This is a genomic window from Leptolyngbya subtilissima AS-A7 (assembly GCF_039962255.1).
Taxonomy (GTDB): domain Bacteria; phylum Cyanobacteriota; class Cyanobacteriia; order Phormidesmidales; family Phormidesmidaceae; genus Nodosilinea.
On record NZ_JAMPKY010000003.1, the window covers coordinates 30,708 to 51,682 of the forward strand.

17 protein-coding genes and 1 tRNA gene are annotated in these 20,975 nt (G+C 56.8%); 5 read left to right on the top strand and 13 right to left on the bottom strand.

Translation table 11 applies throughout. The annotated features are described in order from the left end of the window. Window positions 1-12: 12 nt before the first annotated feature. Window positions 13-705 (bottom strand): 2-C-methyl-D-erythritol 4-phosphate cytidylyltransferase, encoded by a 693-nt coding sequence (gene ispD, locus NC979_RS07455; RefSeq protein ID WP_190514894.1) that lies wholly within the window; start codon window positions 703-705, stop codon window positions 13-15. A 147-nt stretch (window positions 706-852) separates the two neighbouring features. Between ispD and NC979_RS07460 the strand changes: the two genes are divergently transcribed. The 3 genes from NC979_RS07460 to NC979_RS07470 all read left to right on the top strand — a co-directional run bounded on the left by NC979_RS07460 (window position 853) and on the right by NC979_RS07470 (window position 3,364). Further along, a complete protein-coding gene (locus tag NC979_RS07460) occupies window positions 853-1,794 on the top strand; it encodes a glycosyltransferase family 9 protein (protein WP_190514523.1) in 942 nt (313 codons plus the stop codon). A 118-nt stretch (window positions 1,795-1,912) separates the two neighbouring features. Next, a complete protein-coding gene (locus NC979_RS07465; protein WP_190514524.1) occupies window positions 1,913-2,482 on the top strand; it encodes a hypothetical protein in 570 nt (189 codons plus the stop codon). Between the two features lie 198 nt (window positions 2,483-2,680). Next, window positions 2,681-3,364: a ferritin-like domain-containing protein gene (locus NC979_RS07470; protein ID WP_190514525.1), complete on the top strand. Its 684-nt coding sequence runs from the start codon at window positions 2,681-2,683 to the stop codon at window positions 3,362-3,364. Window positions 3,365-3,376: 12 nt separating this feature from the next. Here NC979_RS07470 and glsA read toward each other — a convergent pair whose 3' ends face one another. The 12 genes from glsA to lysA all read right to left on the bottom strand — a co-directional run bounded on the left by glsA (window position 3,377) and on the right by lysA (window position 17,387). Beyond that, window positions 3,377-4,363: a glutaminase A gene (glsA, locus tag NC979_RS07475; RefSeq protein WP_190514526.1), complete on the bottom strand. Its 987-nt coding sequence runs from the start codon at window positions 4,361-4,363 to the stop codon at window positions 3,377-3,379. A gap of 122 nt (window positions 4,364-4,485) precedes the next feature. Beyond that, window positions 4,486-5,550: an LOG family protein gene (locus NC979_RS07480; RefSeq protein ID WP_190514527.1), complete on the bottom strand. Its 1,065-nt coding sequence runs from the start codon at window positions 5,548-5,550 to the stop codon at window positions 4,486-4,488. A gap of 237 nt (window positions 5,551-5,787) precedes the next feature. Then, the gene (gene trxA / locus NC979_RS07485) at window positions 5,788-6,108 is read right to left on the bottom strand and encodes a thioredoxin (RefSeq protein WP_190514528.1); all 321 of its coding nucleotides are present in this window, start codon (window positions 6,106-6,108) and stop codon (window positions 5,788-5,790) included. Window positions 6,109-6,822: 714 nt separating this feature from the next. Further along, window positions 6,823-8,532, bottom strand: a complete 1,710-nt coding sequence (gene ureC, locus NC979_RS07490) for an urease subunit alpha (RefSeq protein WP_190514529.1) — start codon at window positions 8,530-8,532, stop codon at window positions 6,823-6,825. A 215-nt stretch (window positions 8,533-8,747) separates the two neighbouring features. Continuing rightward, the gene (locus tag NC979_RS07495) at window positions 8,748-9,704 is read right to left on the bottom strand and encodes an RNA polymerase sigma factor, RpoD/SigA family (protein WP_190514530.1); all 957 of its coding nucleotides are present in this window, start codon (window positions 9,702-9,704) and stop codon (window positions 8,748-8,750) included. A 120-nt stretch (window positions 9,705-9,824) separates the two neighbouring features. Beyond that, entirely contained in the window at window positions 9,825-9,956 is a 132-nt protein-coding gene (locus NC979_RS07500; protein WP_255524774.1) for a hypothetical protein, read from the bottom strand. Window positions 9,957-10,208: 252 nt separating this feature from the next. After that, complete coding sequence (locus NC979_RS07505) at window positions 10,209-13,214, bottom strand: AAA family ATPase (protein WP_190514531.1); 3,006 nt, start codon at window positions 13,212-13,214, stop codon at window positions 10,209-10,211. Between the two features lie 139 nt (window positions 13,215-13,353). Then, window positions 13,354-13,443 (bottom strand) — tRNA-Ser (locus tag NC979_RS07510). Window positions 13,444-13,535: 92 nt separating this feature from the next. Beyond that, the gene (pgsA, locus tag NC979_RS07515) at window positions 13,536-14,069 is read right to left on the bottom strand and encodes a CDP-diacylglycerol--glycerol-3-phosphate 3-phosphatidyltransferase (protein ID WP_190514532.1); all 534 of its coding nucleotides are present in this window, start codon (window positions 14,067-14,069) and stop codon (window positions 13,536-13,538) included. Between the two features lie 134 nt (window positions 14,070-14,203). Further along, window positions 14,204-14,959, bottom strand: coding sequence for an undecaprenyl pyrophosphate synthase (uppS, locus tag NC979_RS07520; RefSeq protein WP_190514533.1), 756 nt, complete (start codon window positions 14,957-14,959; stop codon window positions 14,204-14,206). Next, window positions 14,956-15,876, bottom strand: coding sequence for a diadenylate cyclase CdaA (cdaA, locus tag NC979_RS07525; protein ID WP_190514534.1), 921 nt, complete (start codon window positions 15,874-15,876; stop codon window positions 14,956-14,958). The genes uppS and cdaA overlap by 4 nt, the downstream gene beginning before the upstream one ends. 95 nt (window positions 15,877-15,971) lie before the next feature. Next, on the bottom strand, window positions 15,972-17,387 hold the full coding sequence (gene lysA, locus NC979_RS07530) for a diaminopimelate decarboxylase (RefSeq protein WP_190514535.1): 1,416 nt from the start codon (window positions 17,385-17,387) through the stop codon (window positions 15,972-15,974). Between the two features lie 177 nt (window positions 17,388-17,564). Here lysA and rimI point away from each other — a divergent pair, with 177 nt between their 5' ends. Beyond that, complete coding sequence (gene rimI / locus NC979_RS07535; RefSeq protein WP_347403877.1) at window positions 17,565-18,248, top strand: ribosomal protein S18-alanine N-acetyltransferase; 684 nt, start codon at window positions 17,565-17,567, stop codon at window positions 18,246-18,248. A gap of 199 nt (window positions 18,249-18,447) precedes the next feature. Continuing rightward, window positions 18,448-20,913 (top strand): ATP-dependent Clp protease ATP-binding subunit, encoded by a 2,466-nt coding sequence (locus NC979_RS07540; RefSeq protein ID WP_190514536.1) that lies wholly within the window; start codon window positions 18,448-18,450, stop codon window positions 20,911-20,913. The last annotated feature ends 62 nt before the right edge of the window (window positions 20,914-20,975 follow it).

The following is a 20,975-nucleotide window of genomic DNA, read 5'->3' on the forward strand; positions in this document are numbered from 1 at the left end:
GAGGCCTCTCGGCTAACCCAGGCGCTGTTTTAGTATAAATTCTGCGATCGCCAAATCCATGGGCGTCGTCACCTTGAGGTTGGTCTCTTCACCGGGCACCACCTGCACCGACAGATCGCATTTCTCGAACAGAGCGGCATCGTCGGTGACGCTCCAGCCTTGCTCGATGCCCTGCTGATGGCACTGCTTCAGTAAAGCTACATCAAAGCCCTGGGGGGTTTGGGCGGCCCATAGCTGCTGGCGATCGGGGGTGGTTTCCACGCGCTGGTCGGCATCCACAATTTTGATCGTGTCTTTGACAGGCACCCCTGCCACTAAGCCGGGGCAGGTATCTAGGGCAGTGGCGCAGCGATCAAACAGGTCGGGGGTGGACAGGCAGCGTGCGCCATCGTGGATCAGCACGCGGGTAGCCTCGGTGGGTAGCGCTTGTAGCCCGTTATAGACCGACTCCTGGCGAGTCGTGCCGCCGTCAATGAAGGCTACTGGTTTGCGTAGGTTCAGCGAATTGGCGATGGTTTCTAGGGTGGGTCGATCGCCCGCCTGGCAAATCACCCCGATCCAAACCACAGTATCGGCTTGAGCGGCGGCTTTTAGAGTCCAGGCGATGATTGGCTGACCGAGCAGATCGAGGAGCACTTTGTTGCGATCGGCCCCCATGCGGCGACCACTGCCGGCGGCGGGGATAAGCACATGAACGGGGGACATAGACACAGGGCAAAACCATAACGGGCTGAGCAAATTGGGGGATTTTTATCCCCTGTGGTGAAATTTAATTCATTTTGTAAGCCACATATCCCCTAAACCTTGGCCAGGTTCCACTACAATACTTGCGAACAGGCATGGACGTAACATATGCGGGTACTGGCTCTTGTTCCAGGAGAAACGGAGACGCAGCTGAGCTTCTTTCCGGTCATCAATCAGATCAAGGATAGCTTCGAGAATGCTGAGGTATCAGTGGTTGCGGCTCCTAGCGCTACGGCTATTTACCAGCTCTCTAAGGGGGTTGACGAAGTTGTGCCCTACAACTTTGAGGCCAGCAACAGCCCTGCCGACTGGGCCAACCTGTTGGGGATTGTGCGCGATCGCGAGTTCGATGTTGCCCTCACCCTGACCGACTCCTGGTCCATTGCCCTGCTGCTGTGGCTGAGTGGTGTGCCCACTCGTTTGGGCTACAGCGGGTCTGCCAACAACTTGCTGCTAACCTCAACGGCTCCCCGCGCCGCTGAGATAGCTCACCACGGCGATCTGCTCAAGCTGATCAACGTTACCGGTACACCGCCTGCCCTCACCGTGAATGTACCCCGCAAAGACCTGACCGCCGTAGACAACCTGCGTCAGGGCAACGGGCTCACAAATGGCTATGTGTTGGTGTACCCCGGCACCACTGCTAGCGGCCCCACCTACCCCACTGAAAGCTGGATCGCCATCCTCAAAGACTTTCAGCAGCGCCAGCCCGATATGCCTCTGGCCTTGCTACAAACCGACGATGCGGCCCCTCAAACCGCTGCGATCGCCAGTGCCGTCCCTAATCTTAAGGTTTTGCGACCTGAAACCCCAGGACAGACGGCAGCATTGATTGCCGCCGCTAACCTATTGATAGCGGTAGAGGGATATCCTCTACCGCTGGCGATCGCCCTCAACGTCTACACCCTGGGGCTATTCTCTGGCAATAGCCAAGTCCAGACCATCACCGCAGGCGCAGATCGCTTGGTTACCCTAACCTCCTCCACCAGTACTTTGGCCGACATTTCCCCCGATCAGGTGCTTAAAAAAGTCTGGAGCGAGGGGGCATAATAGTCCAGCTTGGTCTGGGGCTAACCCTGCCATAGCCACCCTATAGACTCCACACCTACTATGTCAGCAGAGGGCTATCGTTACCCCAACCGTGCCCAGCTATTAGAGAGTTAAACCTATGGATACGATCAAAGAGCAGGCCAATACTGTTAGCCAGCTATTGTTTTCCACCGACACAGGCGACATTTACAAGAAAGCCCTTGCCCGCACCTGGGATATTCTGCGCGAAGTGGGCCTGCTGCTGTGGCTAGTTGTTTGCCTAGCCTTTGTGGGGGCCGAATGGTTTTACCGTACTGCGGTTGGCCTAGGGCGCAGCACCCGCGCCTGGTACATTGGCCTCAGCGAAAAAGACCCCAGCACTGACGCCCAATCGATGACTTCTACTGGTCAGGCGCTGCTTGATACCGTTCAGTCGAGCACATCTTATCTGCTAGCCCAGGCTCGTCAGCAGCTGGGCATTCCGGAACCAGAGCCGCAGCCCGCCATTTCGCCTGTTCCTGCCCCTCCCGTAACGCCTCCATTTCCTACCCCAGTTGAGCCTCCGACCCCCAGTAGTCCGCCAGCTCCAGTTGAGCCTCCGACCCCCAGTGGTCCGCCAGCCCCAATTGAGCCCCCCGATCCTGTTGAACCCCCATCCCCGGTTGCAACCGTGAGCGCCGGCCTTGGTGAGGAAGAGGATTTAGCTTAGAGAATGGGTGCATTGGGCCGGCAACCTCAACTGGCCTAGTGGGCGAACCGGAATAATTGTCTTCCGAACCTTGTTCTCAACAATTTTGAAGCCGTAGTGACTTAGGTCGCTGCGGCTTTATGCGTTGAACAAGCAGCACAAACAGTCAGAAGTTTCTACAATAGCCAACAGGATCCATGCCCCAAATTTCTCCTAGTCATGCTCCAGCACTATTTATTTATCGGCTTTAGCGCCATTTACTATAGCCAGAGCACCGCCAACCCCCAACGGCGGCCTCACCTGTTTGCCTCCTTAGCGTTGCAGGAGGCTGAAGGCAGTCGCACCGTCGCCCACATTCGCTCTGCCAAAGCCGCCGAGATCCCTCTCTGGCTTGATGAGCAGATGCAGCGCCACGTCAGCGATGAGGTGCGTCACGCTCAGATCTTTACTAAGGCTGTTGAGCGCGAGGGTTACTTTATCGACTTAGACAGCGAAGCTGCTCAGCAGTCGCTGTCTAGCGTGGGCGAGTCCTCCATGCGGCGCTATCACCAGGTTGATGATTTAGCGGCGGCTCCCTTGCCCCACCTTTTAGCCAGCGTGCTGCTAGCCGAAGAACTGGGGGTACGGGGCTTTCGCTGCATTCTTAAGGCTCTGCCTGACCACCTCACCGCCACTCGGGCGGCGCTCGAATCAGTGCTCAAGGATGAGGAACGCCATGTGCAGTACCTCACTGACGCGCTGCGCTACTTCCGCGCCACCTCAGTCGTCGAGGCTTATCGCCGTGACATCGAAAGCAAGATGTTCAAGGATTTGGGCAAAGTGGTGGAGTTTGTCACTAAGCCCGCTGCAGGCCGGCCCAGCCTGGTGCAGCCCGGTCAAAAGCCAGAGCTATCCCTGGTGTGAGTAATCAGGGGGCTAAGCATCTAAGGCTACGGCATCTACGGGCTGAATAGCCTGGGCAAAGCGGCAGTGGCCAAGGGACAAATCAAATAGATGGAACCCGTATTCTCGGGACAGAGCCTCAAAAACCTTGAGCCCGCGTACGCTGTTGCCGCGACTGTCGAGGGGAGGCGAAAACACGGCGATGCCAGCCTGGTTTGGCACAACGGCGAGAATGCCGCCTGAGACCCCACTCTTGGCCGGAATACCGACCCGAAAAGCCCACTCCCCAGCGAAGTTATACATGCCGCAGGTATACATAACGCTGAGAATGTCGCGCACATGCTCGGCCCCCACTGCCCGCTCCCCGGTGACGGGGTTAACACCCTGGTTAGCTAGAGTGGCGGCCATCACTGCCAAGTCATGGGCCGTAACCAGCACCGCACACTGCTGAAAGTACAGGTCGAGCGCTTCATCGATGGGTTGGTCAATCATGCCGAAGTTGAGCATCAGGTGGGCCATAGCCCGGTTGCGGTGGCCAGTCGATCGCTCCGATATGAAGGTCGATACATCGACAAATACCTCGTCGCCAACATAGCGCTGAAACATGGCCAGCAGCCGGTTGAGGCGTTCTGCGGGGTCTTTGCCCGGGATCAGGCCAGTGGTGGCGATCGCCCCCGCATTCACCATTGGGTTATCCGGGCGCTTAGAGTCCTCATCCAGCCGAATTAAGGAATTAAATGGATCGCCAGTGGGCTCCACTCCCACTTTTTTGAGCAGCTTTTCCCGGCCATAGTCCTCCAGGGCCATGGCGTAGACAAACACCTTTGAAATCGATTGAATGGTAAATTTTTGCGCCACATCCCCGACCTCGTAGGTGCGGCCGTCGAGGGTGACAATGCTAATGCCAAACCAGTCGGGGTTAGCCCGCGCCAGCTCGGGAATATAAGACGCTACTCGACCTTCAGAAACTCCCTTGAACTCGTGGTAAAGCTGCTCCAAAAACGCTTGAACCTGGGTCATTGGGGAGTCGGTGGGTAGTGGGCAAGTGGATAGGCGATCGCCGGAGTGAAAGATGACAGGCGTGACACGCTGAATTAGGCAAGAGATGACCACCCGCCTACCCATCCACCTACCTACATCACCTACTTCTGCTCAGGGTGCTGAGCCTCAGGGCGATGGTCGCCTAGGTCGTTGAGCCGCCAGATTAACTGGTGAAGCCTGCCAAAGTCGCGGTTGTTAAAGTGCATCACTAACCGTGGCAAAGCGACAGTTGCGTCTTTCTGCTCTTCGGCCAGGGCGGCTGACTTTTCAATTTTTCCTTTGGCCAAAACGTCGCCAAATTCTTGGTTAAGCAGGTCGACAGCGCCATCGGGGAGATCGCTCTTGAGACGAATGATGAGGCGATCGCTGGTATAGCGACAGGAATGGTATACCCGATAAAAACTGCTGATGGCATGGCAGGCGTCATCGACATTGTCGGTAATGGTGTACAGGCTGGGGTCGTCGGGGCTAATCAGCCCTCGGCTCAGCAGGTGCTCGCGAATGTAGCTATCCCACCCCTGCCAGTAGTTACCGCCAGGATGATCGACCATGACAACGGGCATGGGGTCGGCCTTGCCAGTCTGAATGAGCGTTAGTGACTCAAAGGCTTCGTCTTGGGTGCCAAACCCTCCCGGAAACAGCACCAGGGCATCGCTTTCGCGCAGGAAAAACAGCTTGCGGGTAAAGAAATACTTGAAATTAATCAGCTTAGGGTCGCCCTCCATCACCGGGTTAGCGCCTTGCTCAAAGGGTAGCTGAATGTTTAATCCAAAGGATTGCTCTGCACCAGCTCCGGCATTACCTGCCTCCATGATGCCGCCCCCAGCACCGGTCATAACCATAAAGCCCAACTCCGTTATCTGCTTGGCAAACTTCTCGGCTAGTTGATAATCGAGGCTGATCGCCCCTGTACGAGCCGAGCCAAAGATAGTAATTTTGCGGGTATGCCGGTAGGGGTAAAAGACCTGAAATCCCTGCTCCATATCCAGCAGAGCAGAATTCAAAATCTTCCAGTCGAGTCGGTCTGCCTCCCGTCCCATCATACGCAGAATGGTCTCTAGCACCTGGCGAATGAGCTTGCCATGCTCTAAGTGAGACAATTGCTCAAACACCGCGGCCAAATCGGCCTGAAGGCTAGAGGGTAAATTTGAGGGAAGCGCAACCATACGCCGTTGGGTCCATAGAGGCAGCACCCTATTCTAGCGACAATTTTGCCCCCTGCCGTGCAAAAACCCTCTAGCGAGAGACTAACCAACGCTAGAGGGCTGTATCAGATGTTAATAAGCTAGTGACTAAACCTGCGACGATATGCCTCTGCTGAAACCTAGTGCAAAGGTTGAAGCGATCGCCCTCGTCACGCCATGCGGCTAATCTTGAGTAGATCTAAGCAGAGAAAGGTGAGCTTAGAGATACTTCTCAAGGGTGTTTGCCAAGGTGGTTTTGGGTACGGCGCCCACTACCATGTCAACCCGCTGCCCCTCTTTGAAAATCATCAGAGTGGGAATGCTGCGAATCCCATACTGGCTGGCCACACTTGGATTCTCGTCGGTATTGACCTTAACGACTTTAATTTGGCCGTCGTACTGCTCAGAAATTTCTTCGACTACCGGAGCCACCATACGGCAAGGGCCACACCAGGGAGCCCAGAAATCAACCAGTACGGGAACGGTACTTTCAAGAACTTCTTGCTTAAACGTAGAGTCTGTTACCTGAGCGGCTGCCATGCCTTGTGTTCCTTGCCGTTATTAACCACACGCAATCTTATCATAGCCAATCCCCGGCTTCTTAGGCGAGGGATCAATATCTACCGAGGGGATGGGTGCTAACTCGGCTAAACTAGCCACATTTCAGCGTTTTCGAGCCAAAGGTACTTTAAATAAGGAACCGCCCAGACCAATGGCCTGGGCGGAGTGTGGTGTGAGGAGTGAACTGAAACAAAGGTTTCAGTACCATTTTATTGTACTGTGGACACTTGAAAATCTGCCACTGCTTAATGACATTCGCAACAAACTTATGATAGCTACAAGTTGTTTTTGCGTTGAGGGAACTTGCGTAGTGATTCAAGGTTTGATGCTAAGGCGTTTCAGGATGCAGCAGACGACCTCACCACTATCTAGGATTACGTTCTAGATTGGTGCCAACTACCAATGCTGGCTTTAGACGGTGTTTTGTCGTCCCGTGTTTCGGCCCGATCTGTCCGGTTATCTAATGACCCTAATGGATGGCTGCTGGCTGTCATTTGCTCTGCCTCAACAGCCTGAGTACGACCTTTGATTTTGCCGTCATTCTACTTTGAGGCATCTAGGCCATTGTAGACGTCTTCCAACAAACTTTTGGCTCAATTACTGGTGGTTTTTAGTTGAGCGATCGCCCTTATTGTCAACAGCTGCTTGCCAACCCTAGCGCGACCCGTTGGGACTTTTTTTGATTCGATGGCATCAAAACAAGAAGTATCGCTGGGCCATGGGCAGAACCTCGGCCGGTTCACAGGTCAGCAATTCGCCGTCGGCCCGCACTTCATAAGTTTCGACGTTGACCTCCATGTGGGGCTGGTAGGCGTTGAGCTTCATGTTGGCCTTGCTGAGGCTGCGGCAGTTCGCCACAGCAGCAGTAGATTTAGCGAGGCCAATCTGTTCAGGAATGCCCAGATCCATCGCAGCTTGAGAAATGAAGGTGAGGGAGGTGGCGGCGATCGCCCCCCCGTAGCTGCCAAACATAGGCCGCATGTGCACCGGCTGCGGCGTCGGAATACTAGCATTGGCATCGCCCATCTGCGCCCAGGCAATCAAACCGCCCTTGATCACGATTTCGGGTTTCACCCCAAAAAAGGCGGGCCGCCAAAGGCAAATATCGGCTAGTTTGCCCGCTTCGATGGAACCTACGTGGTTAGCGATGCCGTGGGTAATAGCGGGGTTGATGGTGTATTTAGCCACGTAGCGCTTGGCCCGGTGGTTGTCGTTGCGATCAGAATCCTCCGCTAGCGGCCCCCGCTGCACCTTCATTTTGTGGGCGGTTTGCCAGGTGCGAATTACCACCTCCCCCACTCGGCCCATAGCCTGGGAGTCGGAGGAGATCATGCTGAAGGCACCGAGGTCGTGAAGAATGTCCTCAGCGGCAATGGTTTCGCGACGAATGCGCGACTCGGCGAAGGCAATATCTTCGGGAATGCTAGGGCTGAGGTGGTGGCACACCATCAGCATGTCGAGATGTTCGTCGAGGGTGTTGCGGGTGTAGGGCCGGGTGGGATTAGTCGATGACGGCAGCACGTTGGCCTCGCCGCACACTTTAATGATGTCCGGTGCGTGGCCGCCGCCAGCCCCTTCGGTGTGGTAGGTGTGAATCACCCGATTTTTGAAGGCGGCAATGGTGTCTTCGACAAAACCCGCTTCGTTGAGGGTGTCGGAGTGGATCGCCACCTGGACATCGTACTCGTCAGCTACTCCGAGACAGGTGTCGATGGTGGCAGGGGTGGTGCCCCAGTCTTCGTGGAGCTTGAGACCCATGGCACCGGCTTTCACTTGTTCCACCAAACCTTCCGGCTGAGCACTGTTGCCCTTGCCCAAAAAGCCTAGGTTCATGGGAAAGGCGTCGGCGGCTTGTAGCATGCGCCAGATGTTCCAGGCGCCGGGGGTGCAGGTGGTGGCGTTAGTACCGGTAGCAGGACCAGTGCCGCCGCCGATCATGGTGGTGATGCCGGAGGCGATCGCGGTGTCGATCTGCTGCGGGCAAATGAAGTGAATGTGGCTGTCAATGCCCCCAGCGGTGACGATCATGCCTTCCCCAGCTACCACCTCGGTGCCGGGGCCAATGATGATGTCGACATTGTCTTGAATGTAGGGGTTGCCTGCCTTACCAATTTTGTCGATTTTGCCGTCTTTAATGCCGATGTCGGCCTTAACAATGCCCCACCAGTCCAAAATTAGGGCGTTGGTAATTACCATATCTACCGCGCTCGCGTCGCGCCCGATGGGCGACTGCCCCATGCCGTCGCGGATGACTTTGCCGCCGCCAAATTTCACCTCGTCCCCGTAGGTGGTGAAGTCTTGCTCAACTTCGATGATGAGCTCGGTGTCGGCTAAGCGAACGCGATCGCCTACCGTCGGGCCGAAGGTTTCGGCATAGGCACGGCGGTCCATGCGATAGCTCATGGGGACTCCTCAGTTGGGGCGAATCTAGCTAGAACCACTCTAGAATGCGGGATCTCCCCGATTTGGTCAATTGGGCTACGGTTGTTAAACTTGGCGCACAGGAGCCCCCACCTCATAGCACTCTGCTCAACGCCAAAAAGATAGCCCGAAAGAAAATCCCTTCGGGCTATGGGTTCAATAGAATGCGCGTTGCGACCCTCGGAAAGCGCAGCTCCTTAGCTAGCTAGGTATTCGCGAATGTCAGACTGGCGCTTGCGCAGTTTGGTCAGGGCTTCCCGCTCAATCTGGCGCACTCGCTCACGGCTAATGGAGAGCAGATCACCAATCTTGGCCAGAGTCATAGTCTTGCCGTCGGACAAACCGAAGCGGAGGGAAAGCACCTCTCGCTGTTGGGGAGTCAAATCGCCCATCAGCCGCTCTAGATCCTGGCGCAGTGAAACCTGGGTGGCAAAGTCTTCTGGCGAAGGGCCATCATCTTCGAGCAGTTCACCCAGCTCAGTGTCTTGGTTGTCTCCCACTTTGAGATCTAGGGAGAGGGGCTGGCGGGACTTTTCTAGGTAGTCGCGCACCTGCTTGGCAGTCAGGTCGCACTCAATGGCTAGCTCAGCCACCGTGGCCGCTCTCCCATAGCGCTGAGACAGGGTGCGCTGGGCTTTCTTGAGCTTGTTGAGCTTTTCGGTGATGTGAATGGGCAGGCGAATGGTGCGGCTTTTCTCCGCAATGGCGCGAGTGATCGCTTGGCGAATCCACCAGTAGGCGTAGGTAGAGAAACGATAGCCCTTGGTGGGGTCAAACTTTTCAACCCCGCGCTGCATACCGATGGTGCCTTCCTGAATCAGGTCCAGTAGGTCGACGTTGCGCTTGATATACTTCTTGGCCACCGAGACCACGAGGCGCAGGTTGGCTTCTACCATCTTGCGCTTGGCTAGGTTGCCATCGCGCACGATTGCCTTGAGTTCAGGTAGGGGCATGTTAACTGCGTTGGCCCACTGCTCTAAGGTCAGACCGTGGCCGGCTGTCTCTTCTAAAACCTGCCGCTTAGCCTCTAAGGCCGACAGCTTTTGCACCTGCTTACCCAGCACAATCTCTTCTTCGTGGGTGAGCAGAGGCACCTTACCGATTTCTTTTAGGTAAGTGCGAACTAGGTCGGTGGAATTTTGCACAGTTCTCATAGCGGCACAGTGGGGAGAGAGCGACGGGGAACGGCAGGGCTCAAAGCCCAGAAAAGCAGTAGTTGTCTAGCACAGGGATGACGGTTGGTTCGCACACAGGGGTGACGGTTGGTTCGCAGCCTAGCGACGAGAGCGCACCGGCACCGGAATAGGCTCAGGCTCTAGAGCCGCTTCCTCAGCCTGACGCTTGAGAATGAGACCGGCAGCAACAGCAGCAATACCAACTTCTAAAAGGGGTCCAACAAAGCTCATAGGTAAAAGGTTGTTAATGGAATATGTAAACAACTGTAACATTTATGAAGGAGGTCGTGAATGGTTATTAATACTCAGTCCTCCTTGATCCCGTAGGCTCTTACCCTTATAGATTAAGGCGATTGACTGGGTCGTATTGCATTCCAGAAGACATATTTCTGGAATGGCCAAAGGAGAAATTCTTAAAATCTAAAAAGAATGTTAATAAAAATCTGAGAAGCTACTTAAAGGTTTACGGAATCTGGGCTAGTTCTAGGCTGAGAGAGAGAGCTGCGATCCCTGGGAAGTTTTCGTCACATCAATGCGGGTTTGAAAGGCCGCTCGAAAATGGGGAATGTGGGTAACGGTCAGAATGCAGGCAAAGTCAGCCGAGATCGCATTGATGGCTGCAATTAGGCGATCGCACCCCTGCTGATCTTGGGTACCAAAGCCCTCATCGATGACGAGCAACTGTAGCGCCAAGCCTGATCGCTGGGCCAGCAGTCGGGCCAAGGCTAGCCGCAGGGCAAAGTTGACCCGAAACGCCTCTCCGCCCGAGTAGGTTTCGTAGGGGCGGGTGCCCTGGGCATCGGCAATCAGAATATCTAGCGTGTCGATGACCCCTTGGCCCCGCTTAGTGGCCCGCTGGGTAGCAAACTGCACGTGGAGCTGGTGAGCGCTCAGGCGGCCCAGCAGGTTGTTGGTTTCGGCCTCTAGCTGGGGCAGCAGGTTTTCGATCATCAGCGCCTGGATGCCGTTGTGGCCGAAGGCCTGTGCTAGCTCTTGGTAAACCCGCTGGCGCTGGCGTACGGCGGCCAATTCTTGCTGCTTTTGGGCTAGCCCCTGGTGCAGGTCGTCTAGGTGCTGCCGGGCCTGGCCCAGGGCACCTAGTTGGGCCAGCAGGGTATCGCGCTGGTGCTGACGGGCAGCGATCGCTCGCTCTAACTGTTCTAGAGCATGCGCATCGTAGGCTAAGGCGTGGTGCTGCTCCTCTAGGGCGGCGATCGCTGCGCTCAACTGCTCTAGTTCCTGGCGCTGCTGCCGCTCTTGGGCTTGAAGTCCCTCGATCTGAACCTGTCGCTGAGGCTGTTGCTGGCGGGCTGCTTCTAGCTCCCGGTGGCGCTGACGCCAGACTTGGGCGGCTAGCAGGGCCTGGCGCACCTGCTGGTGATGGTCAATGCGGTAACTGAGTTGCTCAAGGGCGGCTTGGGCTGCCACCAAGGCCTGGCCCTGGGTGCCAACCTGAAGCTGGGCCAGGTCAGTTTCAAGGGCAGTTTGGTCGGCCTCAAGCTGTTGCTGCCGCCGCTCGAGCTGCTGCCGTCTGCGTTTTGCCTGGACGAGCTCGTGGTGCTTGATCTCAGCCCAGCGCAGCCGATTGACCTGGCCCCGGGTCAGGGCATGGTCGCGATCGTCGTAGGCCAGCTGGGCCAGGGTGTTGTTGATCTGGTGCAGCTCCGTGCGCAGGTCGAGGGCGTACTGGTTCTCGGTTAGGGACTGCTCTAGGCGCTGCTGCTCAGCTTCTAGAGCCTGAAGCCGCTCGTGGACGGTGGCTTGGGAGGCCATCTCCGCTGTAAGCTGGCCCTGCTTTTGGAGCACTGGGGCGTAGGCCTCCAGTTCGGCTTCGACCGCTCGATACTCCTGCCGCAGTACCTGAATCTCGCGCTCTGAAACAGCCAGCTGCTCGCGAATGACCCAAATCTCTTCCTGCAGTTCTTGCTGCTGCTGGCGATGACGACCTTCAACGAGGGCGCGGTGACGAGGCTTGAGGGCGCGATCGCACAGGGGACAGACGGCCTCCGGTTGAGACAGCATGCCTAGCTTTTGACCAATTTGAGCAATTTGGGTCTCGCAGGCGCGCTGATTAGACTGAAGCACCTCCATAAAGCTGCGCCGCTCTAGTCCCTTTTCGCGCACCTGCTCCTGGTAAGCCCGGCGCTGCTCTAGATAGCTCAGGGTCTTTGACACCTCCTGGGCAGTTGCTACTAGTTGGGGTGGGTTCACCTGGTCCTGTTGGAGCTGCTGGGCGGCAGCGGCGAGTTCTTCAAGCCGAGTTTGAAGCCGGGTTTGGGCCTGCTGTAGCCCGGCCTCTAGCTGTCGTCGTCGCTGTTGTAAGGGTTCAGCCTGAAGCTGCAGCGCATCTAGATGTTTAAGGCGGGCTTTGGCCATGAGAAACTGCTGGCGGGCCGCGTCAACAGTTTCACTTTGCAGCAGAGCTGCGTCTAAATCTGCGATCTGGGCCTGCAATGCCGCCAACTGGAGCTGGATTTGACCTAGGCGCGTGCGGGCCTCGGCCGACTGGGCTTGCCACTCAGCTTCTAAGCTCTGACGCTGCGCCTCCAGTGCCTGGTAGCGTTGAAATCTTTGGTTGAGCTGGGCATCTTCTGCCTCTAGCGCCGTCAGTTCAGCTAAGCCGGTTTCAATCTCGGCGGCTTGGGCCAAACGCTGCTCGTGCTGATGCTGCTCGCGGGTCAGCGCCGCCAGAGACGTTTTGGTTTGGTGCAGAAGAGCCGTCAGGTGCTGCCGCTGCTGTTGCTGCATCTGAAGCTGTTGATCGTAGGCGTAGTGGGTTTGCTCAAGGGTGCGAAGCTGCTGCTGCTGCTGGCGATCGCGCTCCTGGGCCTGATCGATGTCGTGCAGCTCTTGCTGGAGCTGGGCCTGGCGCTGTATGGTCGGTTCGTAGTCGGCCAGGGCAGCGGTGAGTTCGTCGAGCTGGGTTTGACGTAGGGCAGCTTCGGCCTTGGCTTGGCGAGCCTGCTCTTTCGCGCCCTCAGCCAGGTGGTCGTACTGGTGCAGCTTGAGCAGATCGGCCAGAATTTGTTTGCGCTCGCCGGGCCGCTTCAGCATAAAATCGTCGGCCCCGCCCTGGCGCAGGTAGGCGGAGTTAATAAAGGTGTCGTAGTCGAGCCGGAGGTGACGGCAAATCAAGAGTTGAGTGGCCCGCACCCCGCGCTGGGTCAGCACCCGCCAGCCCTCCTCGGTGTGCACCTGAAACTCTAGACTGGTGCCCTGGCTGCGGTGGCGGCTACGCATCACCCGGTAGGTATGGTCACCCTGGTGAAACTGAAACGTCACCTGGGCCTCCATCTCGCCCTGGTGGATGACGTCGTCATCGGCTGCTACTCGGCTCTGTCCCCAGAGGGCCCAGGCGATCGCCTCTAGCAGCGACGACTTGCCCGCGCCGTTGGGCCCTGCCACGCAAACCACATGCAGCCCGTTAAAGTCTAGGCTGGCATTGCGATAGCTGAGAAAATTTTTGAGGGCAATGTGCTTGGGAATCATAGGTACATTAGCACCATCATTCTCAGCCTACAGTACAGGAGAACCTTGAGTACTCCTGTATCTTTAAAAAGCTATTAGTTTATAGACAAAAGCAGCTGGTATGAGTACTCATACCAGCTGCTTTTGTAGACTCAAAATACGGAAGCGGTGGGATTTGAACCCACGAGGGAAGGTTTACTCCCCTACCTCCTTAGCAGGGAGGCGCTTTCGACCACTCAGCCACGCTTCCAAGAAGTAGTTCTTCGTTAGTTTAGCAGACACTCGGCAGAGACTTGAAGTAACTCCAGGACTTTTTATAGACATTGTGCCCCACCGTCTTGTTTACGCGCTGCGGCTGGGCTGCATCTGGGGCCACAGATATACCAAGCCCGATGCTAGGGTCAGTGCCACGGCTGCCCAAAAGCAAATTTGCGCTGGCCCATCCCACACCGCCGGTAGCGGGGCCAGGAGCAGGGCGATCGCTACAATCTGCACCACGGTTTTAGCCTTGCCCCACAGGTTTGCCCCCGGTACTGCGCCCCCCTGCATGGCCGGGTTGACCCGCCAGCCAGAAATAGTAATCTCCCGCGCCACAATCAAAAACACGCCCCAGCCAGGCACCTGGCCCAGCCCTACCAGCATGAGCAAGGGAGCCAGCACTAGCAGCTTATCCACCAGGGGGTCTAAAAATTTGCCCAGATCGGTCACCTGGTTCAGCCTCCGGGCCAGGTAGCCATCGAGCCAGTCAGTGCTTGCCGCTACCACAAAGATGCCCGCTGCCCACCACCGCTGGGTCGCCGTCGGCGCCTGGAGCAGCACCAGCAGGAGGGGAACGCCAAGCAGCCGGGAGACGGTGATCCAGGTAGGAATGTTCATAGATTTTCGAATGCTTATTGGAGTGAATGGGGCAGCGCCTAGCGTTTCTCCATCAAAGTTCTTTTTAGCCCCAGGTTTCTCTCCCCCCTAAGAGAGGTCTTTAGGGAAAAGGACTGCTGGGACAAGCTCAGGCGCTATCCCTTGACCTTGCCAAAGCGGCGATCGCGTTGTTGGTAAGCATAGATCGCCCGATGAAACTCTGAGGTGTCGAAGTCGGGCCATAGGGTGTCAGTCACATAGATCTCGGCGTAGGCCAGCTGCCACAGCAGAAAGTTGCTAATCCGCATTTCGCCGCTAGTGCGAATTAGCAGGTCGGGATCGCTAATTTCGGAAGTATAGAGGTGGCGGCTAAATAGATCCTCGCTGATGTCGTTGGGGTTCAGCTCGCCCCGCTGTACCTGCTCGGCGATCGCGCGACAGGCCTGCACAATCTCCTGCCGACCGCCGTAGTTGGTGGCCACCGTAAAATCGATGCCGTGGTTGCCCTGGGTCTGGGTCACCGCCTGATGAATCTCACCCTGGAGCGATCGCGGTAGGGCCGCAAGATTGCCCACAAAGCGAATGCGGACGTTTTCCTCCATCATCTCCAGCAGTTCCTGGCGCAGCACCCGCTCAAACAGCGCCATCAAAAAATCTACCTCTTCAACGGGGCGGCCCCAGTTTTCTGTCGAAAAGGCATATGCCGTCAGCGCTCCAATGCCCCAGTCGCGGCAGCAGCGCAGCAGGGTTTTGAGGGTGTCTACCCCCCGGCGGTGGCCCATGATGCGTGGCAGCCCCCGGCGTTTAGCCCAACGCCCATTTCCATCCATAATCACCGCTACGTGCTGGGGTAGGCGATCGGGCTTGAGGTCGGCGGGTAGGGCGTAGCGAACAACAGGCTTGGTAGTCATTTTTTCTCTCGGGGAGACGATGAGGGAAGACGAAGCAAGCGCAGTACGTAGTTAACTCCAAGGCTGCCCAGCCGCCGACCAAGGCTTCTGAGCTGAGGTGCCACCGCCTCGCGATCTACCGATTTAGAGAACTTAGACCGCAGAATACTGCGCAGACGACTGCTAGTTAGAGGCCGATCTAGAATACCGCCTTCCGCCAGCGAAATAGAGCCCGTCTCTTCTGATACCACAACACAGATACAATGCTCTACTCGTTCGGTAATGCCCATCGCCGCTCGGTGACGAGTGCCCAGCTGACGTGAGGCCACCCGCTCCGAAATGGGCAAAATTACTCCCGCCGCCGCAACTCGCGAACCCCGCACCAGCATGGCCCCATCGTGAAGCAGAGTGCTGGTTTGAAAAATGGTTTGAATCAGTTCTTTTGACACTTCCGCATTGATTCGCACCCCCGGCACCGTAAAGTCGCGCTCGTCGATGAGCTTGTCGATCTCGAGAATTAGCAGTGCCCCGGTGCGGTTTTGGGACAATTCCTTGACGGCATCAACAATTTCATCGATCACGTTGTCGGGCTGGGGCATGGCCTCTCGCGAGGGACTGAGCAATTCCCATACCCGCCCCTGGCCTAGCAGCTCCAGCAGTCGCCGAAACTCCCCCTGGAGCATAAAGGCCATGGCCACCGCCGAGCCGATCACCAGTTTGTCGAGCACAAAGCCAAGTAGGGCTAGGCCCAAAAACTTGCTTAAGGCCGCTGCCAGCATCAAAAAAATCAGCCCCCGCACCATCCACAGGGTGCGCTTCTCGCCAATGATGACGAGCACTACATAGCTCAGCAGCAGTACCAGCGCAATGTCGAGCGCCTGAAGCACGAACCTAACCTGGTCAAGGTTTGTTAGCCATTGCTCCCAGAGATAGTTCATGCAGCATTAAAGGATGGTGTCTGAGCAGCTATCTGATGGGTGGCCCGGACAGCCCCCTGGCAAAACCCCGCCCAAGACTAGCAACGATTAGCTGACTAGGTAGACTTTGCTTTCGGCCTGAGGGTTTCGGGCAGACAGTCTTGCCGAAGCAGATCCGCCACGGTTTCTCGGCGAATAATCAGGGCAGCATCGCCATCGGCCACCAGCACCGCCGCAGGCCGGGGCACCCGATTGTAGTTCGAAGCCATGCTGTAATTGTAGGCACCCGTGCCCGCAATAGTAACCACATCGCCACTCTTCAACTCGGGCAGGGCCGCATCCTTAATTAGAATATCTCCAGACTCGCAGTGCTTACCGGCTAGGGTTACGGTTTCGGCTAGAGGAGCCGTCATGCGGTTGGCTACCAGCGCCCGGTATACCGACTGATAAGTGATGGGGCGAGGGTTGTCAGACATGCCGCCGTCAATAGCCACGTAGGTGCGCAGGCCGGGGATCACCTTCTGGCTACCCACTCGGTAGGCGGTGACGCAGGCGGAGCCAATTAGCGATCGCCCCGGTTCGCACAGCAGCTTGGGCAGCGGAATGTTGTGAGCTGCACAGGCCGCGATCACGCTCTCGCACACAGTCTTCACCCAGGTGTCAATGCTCGGTGGGTCATCGCCCTCGGTGTAGCGAATGCCCAGACCACCGCCCACATCCAGTTCTGTCAGAGTGAGCCCGTAGCGCTGGGCCGTCACCATCCACTGGGCCATGACGCCCCCCAGATCGGTGTGGGGATTCAGCTCAAAAATCTGTGAGCCAATGTGGGCGTGAACTCCCAAACAGTGCAGCTGGGGCTGGCTCGCGAGGAACTCGAATACCGCCTCGATCTGGTCGGGGTCAAAGCCAAACTTGCTGTCGAGGTGGCCGGTGCGAATGTATTCGTGGGTGTGGCACTCAATGCCGGGGGTAACCCGCAGCAAAACCGGCACGGTTTTACCCGCTTGGGTAGCCAGCTCGCCCAGGCTCTTAAGTTCAAGCCAATTATCGACCACCACTCGGCAGCCCACCTCGACCGCTAGAGTCAGCTCTTCAAACGACTTGTTGTTGCCGTGGAAATAGATGCGATCGGGGATGGCTCCGGCTCCGGTGGCTGTGAGCAGTTCGCCCGCCGAGACTACGTCAATACCTAGCCCCTCATCGGTGACAACAGCACATACCGCTAGGCAATTCCAGGCTTTCGACGCGTAAATTACGAGCGCCTCGCCAGGGTAGTAGCGCTCAAACCCCTGGCGGTACTGACGGCAGGCCGTGCGCAGGGTGTGGTCGTCGAGAATATATAGAGGAGTGCCAAAGCGCTCGACCAAGTCCACCACGTCGCAGCCGCCGACGCTCAAATGGTCGTTCGGGGTGGTGGTGGCGGTCAGGGGCAACAGCTGCTGGTTGGGGGACAGCGTTGCTTCGGGGTTGGCTGGGGGGAGGTACTGGCGGCTGTCGGCGATTGAGGCCGGCAAAGGAGAAGTCGAAACCATAGACGTTGCGCTCACAGAAAAACGTTGTTCGAGGATTGATTTGAGACAGCTGTGGCCTGGAACTGGCGATCGCCCGACCCGACCAGTCTTTGCCCATTGCGCCCCTGACCCCAACCCCCAGTGTACAATTGATGGCTGTGCCAGTTTTCTTGCCCAGAAATAAAAGCCGTAAAGTTGGTGGGCTACCTCTCTTGCCAGGCTCCGTGCCACGACGACATTGCTGCCCTGGTGGCCCTCGACCAGCGCACCCTAGGGGGGCTTTGGTCAGCGGAGGGTTATGGGCGTGAGCTGGATAGCCCCAACAGCTGTCTGCTTATGCTGGTGCATAGACCTCATAGTATCCAGGAGAATCAGGCCGATCTATCGACGGCGTCGATGGCTGATCTGAAAATGGCTTCGGGTTTAGAGGATTCAGAACTCCAGCCCGGCCCTGCATCAGAACTAGACCGCAGCGATGGATCCGCTCTCCTCGGCCTGGGTTGCTACTGGGCAATTTTAGATGAGGCCCACATCACCGTACTGGCCGTCGATCCCCGCTATCAACGGCGGGGGCTAGGGAAATGGCTGCTGGTGAATCTTTTATTAGACGCTAGTGAGCGCCCCCTCACCCGCGCCACCCTAGAAGTGCGCCCCTCTAACAGTCGTGCTTTGGCCCTCTATGAGAGCTTTGGGTTCGAGACTTTAGGTCGTCGGCGTCGCTACTACGCCGACGGTGAAGATGCCCTGATTCTGTGGCAAAAGTCCCTCAAAACCCCTGAATTTCGTGATCAACTCCAGCAGCATCGCAGTGTGGTGAGCGATCGCTTGAAGCGGCAAGGATGGGAGATAACAAACAAAAAATTGCCCCTCAACCGAACATAAAACCGAACCTTTAAAGTTGAGAAAATTTACATTTTTTACAAACTCAATCTATTGACAGTTGGCGATCCCAATTAATTTCTAAGCCCAAAGGAGTAGTTGAAGGAAGCGCGGTAAACCGCCTGTTTAGTAGGGCACAACTGACAAAAATCGCTGTGCTAGAATTTGCCTATCCGGCACGCACCAGGTGATTAATACCATCATGTTTGAACGCTTCACAGAAAAAGCAATCAAGGTCATCATGCTGGCTCAGGAGGAAGCTCGTCGGCTCGGCCACAACTTTGTGGGTACTGAGCAGATTCTCCTGGGGTTAATTGGAGAAGGCACGGGCGTAGCCGCCAAGGTCTTAAAGTCAATGGGCGTCAACCTCAAGGATGCGCGCATTGAAGTTGAAAAGATCATTGGTCGTGGCTCCGGCTTTGTGGCCGTTGAAATTCCTTTTACCCCCCGAGCCAAGCGTGTGCTTGAACTCTCCTTGGAAGAGGCCCGTCAGCTCGGCCACAATTACATTGGCACCGAGCACCTGCTCCTAGGATTGATCCGCGAAGGCGAGGGGGTCGCGGCCCGCGTTCTCGAAAACTTGGGCGTTGACCTGTCTAAGGTACGCACTCAGGTGATTCGCATGCTGGGTGAGACAGCAGAGGTGTCTGCCGGAAGTAGTGGTGGGCGCACTAAAACCCCCACTCTGGATGAATTTGGCTCTAACCTGACCCAAATGGCCGCCGACGGCAAGCTCGATCCGGTGGTCGGTCGTCAGAAAGAAATTGAGCGCGTCATTCAAATTCTGGGTCGCCGCACCAAAAATAACCCGGTGTTAATTGGTGAGCCTGGCGTGGGTAAAACCGCGATCGCCGAGGGCTTGGCCCAGCGCATTGGCAACGGTGATGTGCCCGATATCCTCGAAGACCGCCGCGTGGTGACCCTTGATATTGGTCTGCTAGTAGCCGGTACCAAGTACCGAGGCGAGTTTGAAGAGCGTCTGAAAAAAATCATGGATGAGATCCGCACCGCGGGCAATGTCATTCTGGTGATCGACGAGGTTCATACCCTGATTGGGGCGGGGGCTGCTGAAGGGGCGATCGACGCCGCTAACATCCTCAAGCCTGCTTTAGCACGGGGCGAGCTTCAGTGCATCGGGGCTACCACCCTCGATGAGTACCGCAAGCACATCGAGCGCGACGCTGCCCTTGAGCGTCGCTTTCAGCCGGTGATGGTGGGCGAGCCTAGCGTGGATGAAACTATCGAGATTCTCCACGGCCTGCGCGATCGCTACGAGCAGCACCACAAGCTGAAGATCTCTGACGATGCTCTGGAGGCCGCTGCTAAGCTATCGGATCGCTATATCGCCGATCGCTTCCTGCCCGACAAGGCCATCGACCTGATCGACGAGGCGGGCTCCCGCGTTCGCCTACTCAATTCCCAACTACCTCCAGCCGCGAAGGAGCTCGATCGTGAGCTGCGCCAAGTGTTGAAGGACAAAGACAACGCTGTGCGTTCCCAAGACTTTGACAAAGCTGGGGAACTGCGCGATCGCGAGATGGAGATCAAGGCCGAGATCCGGGCGATCGCTCAGAACAAGGTCAATGAAGACGCTGGTGGTGAAGACATGCCCGTGGTGGGCGAAGAAGACATCGCCCATATCGTTGCCTCCTGGACTGGGGTACCGGTGAGCAAACTCACCGAATCCGAGTCCGAGAAGCTGCTGCACATGGAAGATACCCTGCACCAGCGGCTAATCGGCCAAGACGAAGCGGTGAGGGCTATTTCCCGCGCCATTCGCCGTGCTCGAGTCGGCCTCAAAAACCCCAACCGACCGATCGCCAGCTTTGTGTTCTCCGGCCCCACTGGGGTTGGTAAAACCGAGCTAGCTAAGTCTCTGGCCGCCTACTTCTTCGGCTCCGAAGACTCCATGATTCGCTTGGACATGTCCGAGTTTATGGAGCGCCATACGGTTTCCAAGCTAATTGGTTCTCCTCCGGGCTATGTGGGCTACAACGAAGGCGGTCAGCTGACCGAAGCCGTGCGTCGTCGGCCCTACACCGTGGTGCTATTCGATGAAATTGAGAAGGCTCACCCCGATGTCTTCAACATGCTGCTGCAAATTCTAGAAGACGGCCGCCTGACCGATGCCAAGGGTCGCACGGTCGACTTCAAGAACACCCTGCTAATTATGACTTCCAACATTGGTTCTAAAGTCATCGAGAAGGGTGGCGGTGGCCTCGGCTTCGAGTTTGAGCAAGATCAGGCCGAGTCGCAATACAACCGCATTCGCTCCCTGGTGAACGAAGAACTCAAGCAGTACTTCCGGCCTGAGTTCCTCAACCGCCTTGACGAGATCATCGTCTTCCGTCAGCTCACCAAGGACGAGGTCAAGGAGATCTCCGACATCCTGCTCAAGGAGGTGTTCGGTCGACTTACCGAGAAGAACATTCACCTCCAGGTCACCGAGCGCTTTAAGGAGCGCTTAGTGGAAGAAGGCTACAACCCCAGCTACGGGGCGCGGCCGCTGCGTCGAGCAATTATGCGACTGCTCGAAGATACCCTAGCCGAAGAGATTCTCTCTGGTCGTTTGGGTGATGGCGATACGGCTACCGTCGATGTCGACGACAGCGGTAAAGTCGTTATTCAAGCCGAACAGCGTCGAGAGCTGATCTCTGCCGAGAGCTAGGCGTTGGTCTAATCATCTGTTGTTGAAAATGCCGTTCTCCTAGGAGGGCGGCATTTATTGTT

What these genes read in the sequence shown, in the direction of transcription:
- NC979_RS07500 (WP_255524774.1), bottom strand. Translation starts at nt 9,956, where the DNA reads ATGAGCTTTGTTGGACCCCTTTTAGAAGTTGGTATTGCTGCTGTTGCT.
- glsA (WP_190514526.1), bottom strand. Translation starts at nt 4,363, where the DNA reads ATGACCCAGGTTCAAGCGTTTTTGGAGCAGCTTTACCACGAGTTCAAG.
- uppS (WP_190514533.1), bottom strand. Translation starts at nt 14,959, where the DNA reads ATGACTACCAAGCCTGTTGTTCGCTACGCCCTACCCGCCGACCTCAAG.
- ispD (WP_190514894.1), bottom strand. Translation starts at nt 705, where the DNA reads ATGTCCCCCGTTCATGTGCTTATCCCCGCCGCCGGCAGTGGTCGCCGC.
- lysA (WP_190514535.1), bottom strand. Translation starts at nt 17,387, where the DNA reads ATGGTTTCGACTTCTCCTTTGCCGGCCTCAATCGCCGACAGCCGCCAG.
- NC979_RS07465 (WP_190514524.1), top strand. Translation starts at nt 1,913, where the DNA reads ATGGATACGATCAAAGAGCAGGCCAATACTGTTAGCCAGCTATTGTTT.
- NC979_RS07540 (WP_190514536.1), top strand. Translation starts at nt 18,448, where the DNA reads ATGTTTGAACGCTTCACAGAAAAAGCAATCAAGGTCATCATGCTGGCT.
- NC979_RS07480 (WP_190514527.1), bottom strand. Translation starts at nt 5,550, where the DNA reads ATGGTTGCGCTTCCCTCAAATTTACCCTCTAGCCTTCAGGCCGATTTG.
- NC979_RS07505 (WP_190514531.1), bottom strand. Translation starts at nt 13,214, where the DNA reads ATGATTCCCAAGCACATTGCCCTCAAAAATTTTCTCAGCTATCGCAAT.
- trxA (WP_190514528.1), bottom strand. Translation starts at nt 6,108, where the DNA reads ATGGCAGCCGCTCAGGTAACAGACTCTACGTTTAAGCAAGAAGTTCTT.
- NC979_RS07470 (WP_190514525.1), top strand. Translation starts at nt 2,681, where the DNA reads ATGCTCCAGCACTATTTATTTATCGGCTTTAGCGCCATTTACTATAGC.
- cdaA (WP_190514534.1), bottom strand. Translation starts at nt 15,876, where the DNA reads ATGAACTATCTCTGGGAGCAATGGCTAACAAACCTTGACCAGGTTAGG.
- ureC (WP_190514529.1), bottom strand. Translation starts at nt 8,532, where the DNA reads ATGAGCTATCGCATGGACCGCCGTGCCTATGCCGAAACCTTCGGCCCG.
- pgsA (WP_190514532.1), bottom strand. Translation starts at nt 14,069, where the DNA reads ATGAACATTCCTACCTGGATCACCGTCTCCCGGCTGCTTGGCGTTCCC.
- NC979_RS07460 (WP_190514523.1), top strand. Translation starts at nt 853, where the DNA reads ATGCGGGTACTGGCTCTTGTTCCAGGAGAAACGGAGACGCAGCTGAGC.
- NC979_RS07495 (WP_190514530.1), bottom strand. Translation starts at nt 9,704, where the DNA reads ATGAGAACTGTGCAAAATTCCACCGACCTAGTTCGCACTTACCTAAAA.